Annotated in this window: 12 protein-coding genes; 10 read left to right on the top strand and 2 right to left on the bottom strand. The window is 62.0% G+C overall.

The window, feature by feature from the left end:
- Window positions 1-71 precede the first annotated feature (71 nt).
- The 7 genes from ppc (at window position 72) to ABX75_RS04915 (ending at window position 7289) form a co-directional block, all read left to right on the top strand.
- Entirely contained in the window at window positions 72-2717 is a 2646-nt protein-coding gene (gene ppc, locus ABX75_RS04945) for a phosphoenolpyruvate carboxylase (RefSeq protein WP_047881554.1), read from the top strand.
- Between the two features lie 279 nt (window positions 2718-2996).
- Window positions 2997-3644: an adenylate kinase gene (gene adk / locus ABX75_RS04940; RefSeq protein WP_034096209.1), complete on the top strand. Its 648-nt coding sequence runs from the start codon at window positions 2997-2999 to the stop codon at window positions 3642-3644.
- Window positions 3645-3733: 89 nt separating this feature from the next.
- A complete protein-coding gene (gene tsaB, locus ABX75_RS04935; protein ID WP_047881553.1) occupies window positions 3734-4420 on the top strand; it encodes a tRNA (adenosine(37)-N6)-threonylcarbamoyltransferase complex dimerization subunit type 1 TsaB in 687 nt (228 codons plus the stop codon).
- 149 nt (window positions 4421-4569) lie between these two features.
- Complete coding sequence (locus tag ABX75_RS04930; RefSeq protein WP_034096211.1) at window positions 4570-4872, top strand: hypothetical protein; 303 nt, start codon at window positions 4570-4572, stop codon at window positions 4870-4872.
- Entirely contained in the window at window positions 4872-5732 is an 861-nt protein-coding gene (locus ABX75_RS04925) for a DUF72 domain-containing protein (protein ID WP_034096212.1), read from the top strand. Before ABX75_RS04930 ends, ABX75_RS04925 begins: the two co-directional genes overlap by 1 nt.
- Before the next feature lie 27 nt (window positions 5733-5759).
- Window positions 5760-6587 (top strand): oxaloacetate decarboxylase, encoded by an 828-nt coding sequence (locus tag ABX75_RS04920; protein ID WP_034096213.1) that lies wholly within the window; start codon window positions 5760-5762, stop codon window positions 6585-6587.
- A gap of 3 nt (window positions 6588-6590) precedes the next feature.
- Entirely contained in the window at window positions 6591-7289 is a 699-nt protein-coding gene (locus tag ABX75_RS04915; protein WP_047881552.1) for an extensin family protein, read from the top strand.
- Window positions 7290-7292: 3 nt separating this feature from the next.
- Here ABX75_RS04915 and ABX75_RS04910 read toward each other — a convergent pair whose 3' ends face one another.
- On the bottom strand, window positions 7293-7913 hold the full coding sequence (locus tag ABX75_RS04910) for a hypothetical protein (RefSeq protein ID WP_034096215.1): 621 nt from the start codon (window positions 7911-7913) through the stop codon (window positions 7293-7295).
- A gap of 96 nt (window positions 7914-8009) precedes the next feature.
- Here ABX75_RS04910 and ABX75_RS04905 point away from each other — a divergent pair, with 96 nt between their 5' ends.
- On the top strand, window positions 8010-8792 hold the full coding sequence (locus ABX75_RS04905; RefSeq protein WP_047881551.1) for a class I SAM-dependent methyltransferase: 783 nt from the start codon (window positions 8010-8012) through the stop codon (window positions 8790-8792).
- Window positions 8793-8798: 6 nt separating this feature from the next.
- Here ABX75_RS04905 and ABX75_RS04900 read toward each other — a convergent pair whose 3' ends face one another.
- Complete coding sequence (locus ABX75_RS04900; protein WP_047881550.1) at window positions 8799-9434, bottom strand: TetR/AcrR family transcriptional regulator; 636 nt, start codon at window positions 9432-9434, stop codon at window positions 8799-8801.
- Between the two features lie 93 nt (window positions 9435-9527).
- On the opposite strand from ABX75_RS04900, the gene ABX75_RS04895 reads away from it, so the two are divergent.
- Both ABX75_RS04895 and ABX75_RS04890 read left to right on the top strand, forming a co-directional pair.
- Window positions 9528-10628, top strand: coding sequence for an efflux RND transporter periplasmic adaptor subunit (locus ABX75_RS04895; RefSeq protein WP_034112102.1), 1101 nt, complete (start codon window positions 9528-9530; stop codon window positions 10626-10628).
- A 5-nt stretch (window positions 10629-10633) separates the two neighbouring features.
- The gene (locus ABX75_RS04890; RefSeq protein ID WP_040267471.1) at window positions 10634-13699 is read left to right on the top strand and encodes an efflux RND transporter permease subunit; all 3066 of its coding nucleotides are present in this window, start codon (window positions 10634-10636) and stop codon (window positions 13697-13699) included.

Here is a 13699-nt window from a genome sequence, read left to right as displayed (position 1 = left end):
TTGTCTTAAAACAACGCGGGCGGCACTCTGGCAGATCTGCGCGTCCCGGATTTCTGGCTGGAGATTGGCTGATGAGTGATATCGATGCACGCTTGCGTGAGGATGTTCACCTGCTGGGTGAGCTGTTGGGCAACACCATTCGAGAGCAGTACGGCGATGATTTTCTCGACAAGATCGAGCAGATCCGCAAAGGCGCCAAGGCCGATCGGCGTGGCGCCGACTCTGAGAAAACCGCCGGCGATGAACTGAGCGCCAGCCTCAATCAGTTGCAGGAAGACGAACTGCTGCCGGTGGCGCGGGCGTTCAACCAGTTTCTCAACCTGGCCAATATCGCCGAGCAGTATCAATTGATTCACCGCCGCGATGAGTCGCAACCGGCACCCTTCGAGGCGCGCGTGCTGCCCGAGTTGCTGGCGCGCCTGCAACGCGAAGGCCACAGCAACGAATCCCTGGCCCGCCAGTTGGCGCGCGTGGAGATCGAGCTTGTCCTCACCGCCCACCCGACCGAAGTGGCGCGCCGCACCTTGATCCAGAAGTACGACGCCATCGCCGCGCAGTTGGCCTTGCAGGATCATCGCGACCTCACCACCGCCGAGCGCGAGCAGATCCGCCAACGCCTGCAACGGTTGATCGCCGAAGCCTGGCACACCGAAGAAATCCGCCGCACCCGCCCCACACCCGTGGACGAAGCCAAATGGGGCTTTGCGGTGATCGAGCATTCGCTGTGGCACGCCATTCCCAACTATTTGCGCAAGGCCGATCAGGCGTTGCACGCGGCCACCGGCCTGCGCCTGCCCCTGGAAGCGGCGCCGATTCGCTTTGCATCGTGGATGGGCGGCGACCGTGACGGCAACCCGAATGTCACCGCGCCGGTCACCCGCGAAGTCTTGCTGCTGGCGCGGTGGATGGCGGCCGACCTGTACCTGCGCGATATCGATCAGTTGGCTTCCGAGCTGTCCATGCGCCACGCCAGCCCAGCGTTGCAGGCCAAGGTCGGCGACAGCGTCGAGCCGTACCGGGCCGTGCTCAAGCAACTGCGCGACCGCTTGCGCGCCACGCGGCAATGGGCCCACACCGCGTTGAGCAGCAGCACACCGGCGCCCGCTGAGGTGTTGCAGAACAACCGTGACCTGCTTGAGCCGCTGGAGCTGTGCTATCAGTCGCTGCATGAATGCGGCATGGGCGTGATCGCCGACGGGCCGCTGCTCGATTGCCTGCGCCGCGCCGTGACGTTTGGCCTGTTCCTGGTGCGTCTGGATGTCCGCCAGGATTCCAGCCGACACTCGTCAGCCATGACGGAGATCACCGATTACCTCGGCCTGGGTCGCTACGAAGACTGGGATGAGGACGCGCGCATCAGCTTCTTGATGAAGGAGTTGACTAACCGTCGTCCGTTGCTGCCGGGGTATTTCAAACCGTCGGCCGACACCGCCGAAGTGCTCAACACCTGTAAGGAAATTGCCGCGGCCCCGGCGGCTTCGTTGGGCTCGTATGTCATCTCCATGGCCGGTGCGGCGTCGGATGTGCTGGCGGTGCAATTGCTGCTTAAAGAGTCGGGTGTACAGCGGCCAATGCGCGTGGTGCCGCTGTTCGAAACCCTGGCCGACCTGGATAACGCCGGCCCGGTGATCGAGCAATTGTTGCAACTGCCGGGTTATCGCGCGCGTCTGCAAGGCCCGCAGGAAGTGATGATCGGCTACTCCGACTCGGCCAAGGACGCCGGCACCACCGCTGCCGCCTGGGCGCAATACCGGGCGCAGGAGCGCCTGGTGGATATTTGCCGCGAACAGCAAGTGGAGCTGCTGTTGTTCCATGGTCGCGGTGGCACCGTGGGCCGTGGCGGCGGCCCGGCCCACGCGGCGATCCTGTCGCAGCCACCAGGTTCGGTGGCCGGGCGTTTCCGCACCACCGAACAAGGCGAAATGATCCGCTTCAAGTTCGGTCTGCCGGACATCGCGGAGCAGAACCTCAACCTTTACTTGGCTGCAGTGCTGGAAGCAACGCTGTTGCCGCCGCCACCGCCCGAGCCGGCCTGGCGTCATTTGATGGACGAATTGGCCGCGGATGGTGTGAGGGCTTACCGCGCGGTGGTGCGAGAAAATCCGCAATTCGTCGAGTATTTCCGCCAGTCCACCCCCGAACAGGAGCTGGGCCGCCTGCCGCTGGGCAGCCGTCCAGCCAAGCGGCGTGCGGGCGGTATCGAAAGCCTGCGCGCCATCCCTTGGATTTTCGGTTGGACCCAGACACGCTTGATGCTGCCGGCCTGGCTCGGCTGGGAAGCGGCGTTGAGCAATGCCCTGGCGCGGGGTGAAGGTGAATTGCTGGGGCAGATGCGCGAACAGTGGCCGTTCTTCCGCACCCGCATCGATATGCTGGAAATGGTGCTGGCCAAGGCCGATGCCGATATCGCGCGTCTCTATGATGAGCGCCTGGTGCAGCCCGATCTGTTGCCATTGGGTGCGCACTTGCGCGACCTATTGTCGCAGGCGTGCTCGGTGGTGCTCGGTCTGACCGGCCAGTCGCAACTGTTGGCACACAGCCCTGACACCCTGGAGTTCATCCGCCTGCGCAACACCTACCTTGACCCCTTGCATCTGTTGCAGGCCGAGTTGCTGGCGCGCTCGCGCCGGCAGGAAGCCGCGCAGGACAGCCCTCTGGAACAGGCGCTGCTGGTATCCGTGGCCGGTATCGCGGCCGGCTTGCGCAACACCGGCTGAGGTTTTTCGCATGTTCTCAATGGCTTGCGCTTGAACCACGCTGGCCGCCCGGAACCGGGCGGTCATCGTTCAAGGGGCAGGGTTGCACTCTGGAATACCCTACCTATGACGCATGCGCGGCGCGGGTTCTTCCGACTTTTGGCGGCTTGTGTGGTTAGGGCCTGCTGTGTATCTTGATCAGCCTTTGGCCGTTTGGGCGGCCCGAATCACATTTTTACGCGATTGGCCCCACGCGGCGAATCCGAGCGTCATCTCTATAAAAAATTGAGGAGCACATCGATGCGCGTCATTCTGCTGGGAGCTCCCGGGGCCGGTAAAGGTACTCAGGCAAAGTTCATCACTGAAAAATTCGGCATTCCACAAATCTCCACCGGTGACATGCTGCGCGCTGCGGTAAAAGCAGGCACCGAGCTGGGCATCAAGGCCAAGAGCATCATGGACGCCGGTGGCCTGGTTTCCGATGACCTGATCATTGCCCTGGTCAAGGACCGTATCGCGCAGCCTGACTGTGCCAACGGTTTCCTGTTCGACGGTTTCCCACGCACTATTCCTCAGGCCGAAGCTTTGGTCACGGCCGGTGTCGAGCTGGACGCCGTGGTTGAAATCGCGGTGGAAGACGAAGAAATCGTCCAGCGTATCGCAGGCCGTCGCGTTCACGAGGCCTCGGGCCGCGTGTACCACACCGTCTACAACCCGCCGAAAGTTGAAGGCAAAGACGATGTCACCGGCGAAGACCTGGTACAGCGCAAGGACGACACCGAAGAAACCGTGCGTCATCGCCTGTCGGTCTACCATTCCCAGACCAAGCCGCTGGTGGATTTCTACCAGAAGCTTTCCGCTGCCAACGGCAAGCCGAAGTACAGCCATATCCCTGGCGTCGGTTCGGTGGAAGCGATCACCGCCAAGGTGATGCAAGCCCTGAGCTGATCACCTGATCGGCGTCTCATACAACGGCCCGCTTGCGGGCCGTTGTTGTTTATACTGGCGCACTTTTTTCGACTTGGACACCGACACCGATGAGCACCCTGCTGGCCCTGGACACCGCAACCGAAGCTTGCTCCGTTGCCTTGCTGCACGATGGCAAAGTAACCAGCCACTACGAGGTGATCCCACGCCTGCACGCGCAAAAGCTGTTGCCGATAATCAAGCAACTGCTCGAAGACGCCGGCACCACGTTAGCGGCGGTGGACGCTATTGCTTTTGGTCGCGGCCCGGGCGCCTTTACCGGTGTGCGCATTGCTATCGGCGTGGTGCAAGGCCTGGCCTTTGCCCTGGAACGCCCGGTGTTGCCGGTCTCCAATCTTGCCGTATTGGCCCAGCGCGCGTTGCGTGAGCAGGGCGCCTCGCAGGTAGCGGCCGCCATCGACGCGCGGATGGACGAAGTCTACTGGGGCTGTTACCGCGCGGTGGCCGGTGAAATGCGCCTGGTCGGCGCGGAAGCGGTGCAGCCGCCCGAAGCGTCGGCACTGCCGGAGGATGCCAGCGGCGATTGGTTCGGCGCGGGCACAGGTTGGGGGTATGGCGAGCGCATTGCGGTGAAACTGGCCGGCCAGGACGCTGCCATGTTGCCCCATGCCGAAGACCTGCTGACCCTGGCGCGTTTTGCCTTCGAGCGCGGTGAAGCGATCCCAGCCGATCAGGCGGCGCCGGTGTACTTGCGCGATAAAGTGGCGCAAACCAAGGCCGAACGCGGGCTCATTTGACGCCAAAGTGATGGCAACTTTCGCCAATCGTCAGAATTTGCCCTTGGTTTTAAACCTTTTTCAAATTATGTGTTCTAGTTATCACCAGAGCATTTGCGCGCAACGGAAGTCGCCACTAAAATGCCATCACTGATAGCGAGTTCGCATCGATGCGTATAGACGGATTTTCCTCACAGTCGTACCCCCTCAAACGTAAGCCGCGCAAGGCGAGCGTGACGGTAGACGATTCGGTCGAAGATTCGCCGGACTTCATCGAAGTCCAGTCCGAGGCGGCGACCGCTACGCAAGGTGCTGGCAGTGCGCGTATCAGCGGCCTGCCTGCCCGTCAGCAGGATATGGTCTTCCCCCGCTCCATGAGCAAAAGCGTTGCCACCGCCTTGGCCAGTTACCTGACCACCGCCGGTTTTGTCGAGTGGGATATGGAAGTGCTGGGTCTCGACGTTCATATCTGATGCTTCTGCCTTACTACCTCGGTTGCCCGTCCTGGAGTGAAAACGCCTGGCGCGAGTACCTGTACCCAGCCGATGCTCGCGCCAGCGATTACCTCGCCCTCTATTCTCAGGTCTTCAACGCCGTTGAAGGCAACACCACATTCTACGCTCGCCCCTCGGCCGCCACCGTGCAGCGCTGGGCCGAAATCATGCCCGCCGATTTTCGCTTTACCGCCAAATTCCCCGGGGATATCAGCCACGGGGGCGATTTGCGTGAGCAATTACCGGCGGCGGAAAGTTTCGTCGGCCTGATGAGCCCGTTGGGTGAGCGCGTAGCGCCGTTATGGCTGCAACTGTCGGCCGCGTTCTCGCCGCAACGTCTGGCGGAGCTGGCCGGGTTTATCGACGGCCTGGAGCGTCCGATGGCGGTGGAAGTGCGCCATCCGGAATTTTTCGCCAAGGGCGATGCCGAGCGCATGCTTAACCGCCTGTTGCGCGACCGGGGTGTCGAGCGTATCTGCCTGGACCCCAGGGCGCTGTTCAGTTGCACCTCGACGTCGCCGGCGGTGCTGCATGCGCAATCGAAAAAGCCCAAAGTGCCGCCGCGGCCGGCTGCGCTGACTCAGTTTCCGCAGGTGCGCTTCATTGGCCATCCGGAGCTGGAGGCCAACGACCCGTTTCTGGTGCCTTGGATTGAAAAAATCGCCGGCTGGATCGAAGAGGGCCGCACTCCCTACGTGTTTCTGCACACCTCGGACAATCGCCTCGCCGCCCAATTGGCCATGCGCTTTCATACCCAACTGATGGCACGCTTGCCCGGCCTTGCACCATTACCCACGTTGGATCGCGAGCCCGAAGCGGAGCAACTGGGGTTACTCTAGGGCTCCTTTTCCCGCCAGGAGCTTGCCATGGATGCTCAAACCCTTCGCGCCGAAACCTTCAAGCGCCTGCATGAACGCGACCGCGCTTTCGTGATGCCCAACCCGTGGGACGCAGGTTCCGCCGTGATGCTTGCCAGCTTGGGGTTCGAAGCCTTGGCCACCACCAGCGCGGGTTATGCCTTCAGCCTTGGTCGGCCGGATGCGGAGGGCGCGCTGTCTCTGGACGACACCTTGCTCAACGCGCATCAGATCGCCCAGGCCACAACACTGCCGGTGGCGGCCGACTTGGAAAACGGTTTCAGCGACAGCCCGGACGGCTGCGCCCAGACCATCCTGCGTGCAGCGGCCACGGGGATTGTCGGCGGTTCCATCGAAGACGCCACTGGACACTCTGGCGACCCCATTTATGCCTTCGACCTGTCTGTGGAGCGTGTACAAGCGGCGGCTACCGCGGCCCGCAGTTTGCCGTTTGCGTTCATGCTCACCGCCCGCGCGGAAAACCTATTGCACGGTCGTCTGGACCTGCCCGATACCCTCCGCCGCCTGCAAGCCTACGCCGAGGCCGGTGCCGACGTGCTTTACGCGCCGGGCCTGCGCACCGCCGATGAGGTGTTGGCGGTGGTCAAGGCGGTCGCGCCCAAACCGGTGAATGTGTTGATGTCCGGTGCGCTGAAACTCAGCGTCGCGCAATTGAGCGCCATGGGCGTCAAGCGCATCAGCGTGGGTTCGGCGATGGCGTTGGCGGCCTATGGCGAGTTCTATCGCGCGGCCCAGGAGGTCTATGAGTTGGGCACCTTTACCTTTACCGAGCGCTCCATGCCCTTCAGCACGGCCAATCAGTTTTTCAAGGTCTGACCCATGCGGTTTATCAAGGTGGTGGGTGTGCTGCTGATGCTGGGCGGCGCGGTGGTGGTCGGTGTATGGCGCGGCTGGGTGCCGTTGGCGCCGGAATGGAATCCATGGGCGCCGCTGGATGTGCGCGCCAGCCCAAACCTGTTGACGCGTTTTAAGCTGGGACGTCTGCAGGACGACCCGGCGCTGTGCGACCAGGTGCTGAAAACTTCAGGCTTGCGCGTGAGCCATCAAGCTGATTCATCCGCCGATGTCGCCTGCCCGTTGCGCAACACCTTGCGCGTGCAGGGTGCAGAGGTGGGATTGAGCAGCAGCTTTCTTGCCAGTTGCCCGCTGGCCGTGGCGTTCGCGCTGTTCGAGCGCCATAGCCTGCAACCGGCGGCGCAGACGGTGTTCGGCCAGGCGGTGACGCGGGTCGATCATCTGGGCAGTTTTGCCTGTCGCACGATGTATAACCGTGCCAACGGGCAACTGAGTCAGCACGCCTCGGCCAATGCGTTGGATATCGCCGGTTTTCGCTTGGCCGATGGGCGCAGTATCAGCGTGCTCAAGGATTGGCCGGGGGAGGGCGCGAATGCGCGGTTCCTGCGTCAGGTGCGCGACAGTGCCTGTGATGATTTCAACGTGGTGTTAAGCCCGGACTACAACGCCGCGCACCGCAATCACTTCCACTTCGATATGGGGCGCTGGTGGGTGTGTCGCTGAGGGTCAGGCGGCCAGGCGCAGGTTGTGGGTGATCAACGGGCGTGCCCAGTAGTAGTCGAAGTCCAGGGCTTTTTGCTGCTCCACCAACGCTTCTTCGGGGTAAGGCGTAGGCGGCGGTGGCAACAGGTCCAGTTCGAACTCAGCGATCGGCAAGTGCAGGGCGCGCGGTTCCGGCGCGGGGCCTGGCTCCGGCAATGGCTGCCCGGCGGCCAGCACGATAGGGCGTACCCAACCGCTTTCGAAATTCTGCTGACGTTGCTGGGCGACGATTTCTTCTTCAGGAAACGGCGTCGCAGCCGGTGGCAGCAGCTCGGTTTCAAATTCGGCGATGGGCAGGAACAGCGGTTCTGGCGGGGCGATTTCGGTGTCTTTAACGTCGCACTCACGCTGGGTGAGGATCTGCGACAACAGGTCAGCGCCTGCGCTGGGTTCTACCGCCGGGTCCAGCGGTGCCGTCGCCTCGGCTGCTGGCGCGTCCGGCATTTCGCCGAGCTGCTCGGCCAATGCCCGGGCGAAGAAGTCCTGCCACACATGACTCACACCGGCCAGCGCTTGAGTGTTGCGCAAGCCGTAGTGGTTGTGGGTCGGCAGTACACCGATGGTTAGGGGGAGAATGTCTGACATTTTCTTCGGTCGACGCTCAGCTCTGGCAAAATACCTGACTGTTGGTTTTATCGGCCGGTGTTGGCCGATCCTTAATATTTTTGAGCGTAGCGATTGATGAGCGAACAACCAGCGGCCAGCCGCATCCGGGTCGAGGCCATGGCCGATGCTTTCCAGGCCCGCGCCGAACAGTGGGCTGCCCAACTTGGCTTGCCGTTAGTGCTGGCGGATGCGGATTTTTCCTTGCAGGTCGGCGAACATGGCTTGCAGTTGCAGCAACTGGGGGCAGACGCGCCGGGGCCGGTGCGTGTGGACTTTGTCGAAGGCGGCGCGGCGCATCGGCGTTTATACGGCGGTGGCAGTGGGCAGATGATCGCCAAGGCCGTGGGCATCGCCCAAGGCGTACGCCCACGGGTGCTGGACGCCACCGCCGGCCTGGGCAAGGACGCCTTCGTGCTGGCGAGCCTGGGTTGCGACATGAGCCTGATCGAACGCCAGCCGTTGATTGGCGCTTTGCTCGAAGACGGCCTGGCGCGCGGCGCGGATGATTTCGAGGTGGCGCCGATCGTGGCACGCATGCAGCTGCTCAAGGGCAACTCCATCGAGGTGATGCGCAACTGGGAGGGCGAGCCTCCCCAGGTGATCTACCTCGACCCTATGTTCCCTCATCGTGAGAAAACCGCCCTGGTGAAGAAGGAGATGCGCCTGTTCCGCCCGCTGGTGGGCGATGACCCAGACGCACCGGCCTTGCTCGCCGCAGCGCTGGCCCTGGCCAGTCACCGTGTTGTGGTCAAGCGCCCGCGCAAGGCGCCGTGTATCGACGGGCCCAAGCCGAGCCATGCGCTGGATGGCAAGTCCAGCCGCTACGACATTTACCCCAAGAAAGCGCTCAAGCCCTAATAACCGCTATGGCTTGTAGGCCCGCATAAACAACCCCACCACATCCTGCACATGGGCTTCGGCGGCTTCCTCACTCAACTTGCCGCCGCAGCCATACAGCAGGCAGAAGTTCGCCGTGCCTTTGAGCAGGCAGAAGAAATGCTCGGCCGCCTTGAACGGTTTATCGATACTCAGGGCGCCGCTCTGGTCAATGGTGCTGAGCAGGCGTTCCATGCCTTGCAACATGCGCATGGGCCCGGCTTCGAAGAAAATCTGCGAGAGTTTCACGTCCTGATTGCCGGTGGTCATCATCAGCCGATGCAGGTTCACCGACTCTTCGCTGTTGATCAGCCGATGAAAGCCACGGGCGATGGTCAGCAGGACCGTTTCCACCGGTACACCCGCGGGCATCTCGAAATACATCACCGGTAATTGTTCCTCGCACTTGGCCACGACGGCGGCGGTGAACAGGGTTTCTTTGTCGGTGAAGTGGTTGTAGACCGTGAGTTTCGACACGCCAGCCTCCAAGGCCACCGCGTCCATGCTGGTGCTGGCGTAACCATTGCTCAAAAACAGAAACTTGGCTGCTTCGAGGATTGCCTGGCGTTTTGCCATGTCCTTGGGACGCCCGGGGCTATTGGTGTTCAGAGGATTGTCGGACATTTTCACCTTTAATACTGGACTGGCGAGTTTGGTATTAATAACATACCGGCAAGTATAATTATTCCTAGCATCATTTGCGAAAGGTCCTTCAGCATGCGCAGCACTTTCCTGCCCCTTGCGTTGCCTTCGTGTCTGGTCCTCCTATTGGCCGCCTGCGGTCATGAAGAAGCGCCCCAGACCACCATCCGCCCGGCCATGGTGGTGCAGCCACAGCCTTCTGCGCAGACGACGGACAGCTACCCCGGAGAAGTGCGTGCGCGCTACGAGCCGGACCTGGCTTTTCGCATTGGCGGCAAAGTCAGTAAGCGCTGGGTGGAGGAGGGCGAGCGGGTCAAGGCCAATCAGGCGTTGGCCGAACTCGACCCTCAGGACGTGCGCCTGCAACTGGACGCCGCCCGCGCTCAGGTCGCCGCCGCCCAGGCCAACTTGAGTCTGGTGCGTGCCGAGCGTGATCGCTACAAAACTTTGCTGGATCGTCAGATGGTCAGCCGGTCCCAGTACGACAATTCCGAAAATCTTTACCGTTCGGGCGAAGCCCGCCTCAAGCAAATCAAAGCCGAGTTCGATGTGGCCAGTAACCAGGCGGCCTATGCGGTGTTGCGCGCGCCGCAGGATGGCGTGGTGGCCAAGCGTGCGGTGGAAGTCGGGCAAGTGGTGTCCGCCGGGCAAACGGTGTTCACCCTGGCCACCGATGGCGAACGTGAAGTGCTGATCAGCCTGCCCGAACAAGGCTTTGCTCGCTTCAAGATCGGCCAGCCGGTGTCTGTGGAGCTGTGGAGCCAGCCGGATCAACGCTTCGCTGGGCGCATTCGCGAGTTGTCCCCTGCCGCCGACCCCAAGTCGCGTACTTTTGCTGCGCGCGTTGCGTTTACCGGCGGCAAAGTCCCGGCGGAACTCGGCCAGAGCGCTCGCGTATTTATACAGGGCGACGGCAGTAATCCGCTGTCCGTGCCGTTGTCTGCCATCAGCGCGGAGAACGGTGAGTCCTACGTCTGGCGCGTGCAGCCGGACAACACCCTCAAGCGCACACCGGTGCGTATCGGCGCGTTCGGCGATAAAACCGTGCCTGTGCTGGAGGGCTTGAGCGCCGATGATTGGGTTATCGCAGCCGGTGTGCATGTGCTCCACGAGGGCCAGCCAGTGCGCCCGGTGGATCGCGCCAACCGTGTGGTGAATCTGGCGGCCAAGGAGTAGTCCCAATGGGTTTCAATCTTTCAGAATGGGCGCTACGTAATCGCCAGATCGTGCTGTTCCTGATGATCCTGCTGGCAGTGGTGGGCACGTTGTCCTACACCAAGCTGGGGCAGAGCGAAGATCCGCCCTTCACCTTCAAGGCCATGGTGATCAAGACCAACTGGCCTGGCGCCACCGCGCAGGAAGTCTCACGGCAAGTCACCGAGCGCATTGAGAAAAAACTCATGGAGACCGGCGACTACGAGCGCATTGTCTCGTTTTCCCGGCCGGGCGAGTCCCAGGTGACCTTCGTCGCCCGTGATGCCATGCGCTCGGCGCAGATACCCGAACTGTGGTACCAGGTGCGCAAGAAAATCAGCGACATCCGCCAGACCCTGCCGCCGGATATCCAAGGGCCGTTTTTCAACGACGAATTCGGCACCACCTTCGGCAATATCTACGCCCTGACCGGCGATGGTTTCGACTACGCCGTGCTCAAGGACTACGCCGACCGCATCCAGATCCAACTGCAACGCGTAGCGGATGTGGGCAAGGTCGACTTGCTCGGTTTGCAGGACGAGAAGATCTGGATCGAGCTGTCCAACCTCAAACTCGCCACCTTGGGTTTACCCTTGGCCGCTGTGCAACAGGCGTTGCAGGAACAGAACGCGGTGACTACCGCCGGGTTCTTTGAAACGCCAAGCGAGCGTGTGCAGTTGCGGGTGTCGGGCAATTTCAAGACGGTGGACGAAATCCGCAGTTTTCCCATTCGCGTGGGGGATCGCACTTTCCGTATCGGCGATGTGGCTGATATTCACCGTGGCTTCAACGATCCACCGGCGCCACGCATGCGCTACATGGGCGAAGACGCCATCGGCCTGGCCGTGGCCATGCGCGAGGGCGGCGATATTCTGGTGCTGGGCAAGGCGCTTGAGGGTGAATTCGCACGTCTTCAGAAGAACCTTCCGGCGGGCATGCAGTTGCGCAAAGTGTCGGATCAGCCCGCAGCGGTCAAAACCGGGGTCGGCGAATTCGTCCAGGTGCTGGCTGAAGCGTTGGCCATCGTGTTGCTGGTGAGCTTCTTCTCCCTGGGACTGCGCACCGGCATGGTAGTGGCACTGGCGATTCCGCTGGTGCTGGCGATGACGTTCGCCACCATGTATTACCTCGGCATCGGCTTGCACAAGATTTCCCTCGGCGCCCTGGTACTGGCCCTCGGGCTGCTGGTCGATGACGCCATCATCGCCGTGGAAATGATGGCGATCAAAATGGAGCAAGGCTACGACCGGCTCAAGGCCGCCAGTTTTGCCTGGACCAGCACCGCATTTCCGATGCTCACCGGTACGCTGATCACAGCGGCCGGTTTTCTGCCCATCGCGACGGCCCAGTCGAGCACCGGCGAATACACCCGCTCGATATTCCAAGTGGTGACCATCGCGCTGCTCGCGTCCTGGGTGGCCGCCGTGGTGTTCGTGCCCTACCTGGGGGAAAAACTCCTGCCGGACCTGGCGAAGATTCATGCCGCCAAACACGGCCATGATGGCCCCGACCCCTACGGCACACCCTTCTATCAGCGTGTAAGGCGGTTGGTGGAGTGGTGTGTGAATCGGCGTAAAACCGTGATCGTGCTGACGCTGCTGCTGTTTATCGGTTCGGTGGCGTTGTTTCGGTTCGTGCCGCAACAATTTTTCCCGGCGTCTGGTCGCCTGGAACTGATGGTCGATTTGAAATTGGCCGAGGGCGCATCCCTGAGCAACACCGCCGAGCAGGTCAAACGCCTGGAGGCGCTGCTCAAAGAGCATGCCGGCATCGACAATTATGTGGCCTATATAGGCACCGGCTCGCCGCGCTTTTACTTGCCTCTGGATCAGCAGTTGCCGGCCACCAGCTTCGCCCAGTTCGTGGTGTTGGCTAAGACCATCGAGGAGCGCGAAACCCTGCGCACCTGGCTGATCGAAACCCTCAACGAACAGTTCCCTGACCTGCGCTCGCGTGTCACACGCTTGGAGAACGGCCCGCCCGTGGGTTACCCGGTGCAGTTTCGCGTGACGGGGGAACATATCGAAGAGGTGCGCGCCCTGGCCCGCAAGGTCGCCGCGAAAGTCCGCGAAAATACTCATGTGGTTAACGTGCACCTGGACTGGGAGGAACCGAGCAAAATCGTCTACCTCAATATCGATCAGGACCGCGCCCGGGCGCTGGGCGTCAGCACCGCCAACCTGTCGAAATTCCTCCAGAGTTCCCTGACCGGCTCCAGCGTCAGCCAGTACCGGGAGGATAACGAGTTGATCGAAATCCTCCTGCGCGGCACCCGGCATGAACGCACCGAACTGACGTTGCTCCCCAGCCTGGCGGTGCCCACCGACAATGGTAAAAGCGTCGCGCTGTCGCAGATCGCCACCCTTGAGTACGGCTTCGAAGAAGGTGTGATCTGGCATCGCAACCGCCTCCCCACGGTGACCGTCCGCGCCGATATCTACGGCAAGGAACAACCGGCGACCCTGGTGCAGCAGATTTTTCCGACCCTCGCCGAGGTGCGCGCCGAATTGCCGGACGGTTACCTGCTGGAGGTCGGCGGCACCGTCGAAGACTCCGCGCGCGGCCAGAACTCGGTGAAGGCCGGTGTGCCGCTGTTCATCGTGGTGGTGTTGACGTTGCTGATGCTGCAATTGCGCAGTTTCTCACGCACCGCGATGGTGTTTCTGACGGCGCCGCTGGGGCTGATCGGTGTGACGCTGTTTCTGCTGGTATTCCGCCAGCCTTTCGGCTTCGTGGCGATGCTCGGCACTATCGCATTGTCCGGGATGATCATGCGTAACTCGGTGATCCTGGTGGATCAGATCGAGCAAGACATCAAGGCGGGGCTGGCGCCGTGGCAGGCGATCATCGAGGCCACGGTCCGACGCTTCCGTCCGATAGTGCTGACGGCCCTGGCAGCGGTGCTGGCGATGATCCCGCTGTCGCGTAGCGTGTTCTTCGGGCCGATGGCAGTGGCGATCATGGGCGGGTTGATTGTCGCCACGGCATTGACCCTATTGTTCCTGCCGGCCCTGTATGCTGCGTGGTTCCGAGTGAGGAAGGGTGACGTGTAA

The sequence above is a fragment of the Pseudomonas sp. ARP3 genome (assembly GCF_001029595.1).
Lineage (GTDB): Bacteria > Pseudomonadota > Gammaproteobacteria > Pseudomonadales > Pseudomonadaceae > Aquipseudomonas > Aquipseudomonas rhodesiae.
This window is presented reverse-complemented; position numbering and strand designations above follow the sequence as displayed.

Bases quoted from the DNA above. Each gene is read 5' to 3' on its own strand.
- ppc (WP_047881554.1), top strand. From the start codon at position 72: ATGAGTGATATCGATGCACGCTTGCGTGAGGATGTTCACCTGCTGGGT.
- adk (WP_034096209.1), top strand. From the start codon at position 2,997: ATGCGCGTCATTCTGCTGGGAGCTCCCGGGGCCGGTAAAGGTACTCAG.
- tsaB (WP_047881553.1), top strand. From the start codon at position 3,734: ATGAGCACCCTGCTGGCCCTGGACACCGCAACCGAAGCTTGCTCCGTT.
- ABX75_RS04930 (WP_034096211.1), top strand. From the start codon at position 4,570: ATGCGTATAGACGGATTTTCCTCACAGTCGTACCCCCTCAAACGTAAG.
- ABX75_RS04925 (WP_034096212.1), top strand. From the start codon at position 4,872: ATGCTTCTGCCTTACTACCTCGGTTGCCCGTCCTGGAGTGAAAACGCC.
- ABX75_RS04920 (WP_034096213.1), top strand. From the start codon at position 5,760: ATGGATGCTCAAACCCTTCGCGCCGAAACCTTCAAGCGCCTGCATGAA.
- ABX75_RS04915 (WP_047881552.1), top strand. From the start codon at position 6,591: ATGCGGTTTATCAAGGTGGTGGGTGTGCTGCTGATGCTGGGCGGCGCG.
- ABX75_RS04910 (WP_034096215.1), bottom strand. From the start codon at position 7,913: ATGTCAGACATTCTCCCCCTAACCATCGGTGTACTGCCGACCCACAAC.
- ABX75_RS04905 (WP_047881551.1), top strand. From the start codon at position 8,010: ATGAGCGAACAACCAGCGGCCAGCCGCATCCGGGTCGAGGCCATGGCC.
- ABX75_RS04900 (WP_047881550.1), bottom strand. From the start codon at position 9,434: ATGTCCGACAATCCTCTGAACACCAATAGCCCCGGGCGTCCCAAGGAC.
- ABX75_RS04895 (WP_034112102.1), top strand. From the start codon at position 9,528: ATGCGCAGCACTTTCCTGCCCCTTGCGTTGCCTTCGTGTCTGGTCCTC.
- ABX75_RS04890 (WP_040267471.1), top strand. From the start codon at position 10,634: ATGGGTTTCAATCTTTCAGAATGGGCGCTACGTAATCGCCAGATCGTG.